This is a genomic window from Virgibacillus tibetensis (assembly GCF_036026595.1).
Taxonomy (GTDB): domain Bacteria; phylum Bacillota; class Bacilli; order Bacillales; family Amphibacillaceae; genus Virgibacillus_P; species Virgibacillus_P tibetensis.
The window spans coordinates 1-882 of the sequence record NZ_JARZFX010000040.1; the positions used below are offsets into that span (position 1 = coordinate 1).

At 36.6% G+C, this 882-nt stretch carries 1 protein-coding gene; it reads right to left on the reverse strand.

The annotated features are described in order from the left end of the window. On the reverse strand, nt 1-882 hold an 882-nt coding region (locus QGM71_RS21720), incomplete at both ends, for an IS1182 family transposase (RefSeq protein ID WP_327609633.1).

The following is an 882-nucleotide window of genomic DNA, read 5'->3' on the forward strand; positions in this document are numbered from 1 at the left end:
GATGATTGGAACCATTTTTTCTTGGATGATTTTCTTCATTTATTGTTTTGATTCTGTTTATGGCGGTATACTTTCTTAAGTTTACTGCCATAAACGCAAATCCTAATTCATTTTCTACCTTTTCTTTACCCCTCACAGACATTCGAGTGAAACACAAATTAGCCTTCAAAAATCCGAAGACTGGCTCTACATCAATTTTACGTTTCCCATAAATTTCGCCTGTTTTCTCTTCTGAAAGCTGCTGTCTAATGTATTCTTTTTGTTCTTCCCACTTTTCGTTATAATAAATCATTCTATTATTTCCTTCCTTTGCTTTTGTGCACAAGGAACGTAGTGGGCAACCGGAACAATCCTCACATTCGTAGACTTTAAATGTTCGTGTAAACCCGTGTTTGTCTGTTCGATTGGACATGTGGCTAAACAATACTTTTTTACCGTTAGGACAGGTAAACGTATCATTTTCCTCATTATATTCCCAATTGGATACATGAAAAGGGTTAGTTTTATATTTCTTTTTCTTCTCTTTTCGATACTGATTATATGTTATAAGTGGCGTGCGTTTTCGGTTGTGAAGCACATCTTCATAATTTTGTTCGCTTCCATAGCCTGCATCTGCCACGATATTTTCCGGTAAATCAAAATAGTTCTCCTCGATATGATCAAGGAATGGGATTAATGTACGCGTATCTGTAGGATTTGGAAATACATCATAGGCAAGCGCATACTGTCCTTCCGTCGCGAGTTGCACATTATAACCTGCCTTTAATTGCCCGTTTTTCATATAGTCATCTTTCATTCGCATAAAAGTCGCATCATGGTCGGTTTTCGAATAACTGTTACGTTCTCCAAAAATCTCCATATCATTTCGATATTTTTGTTGGC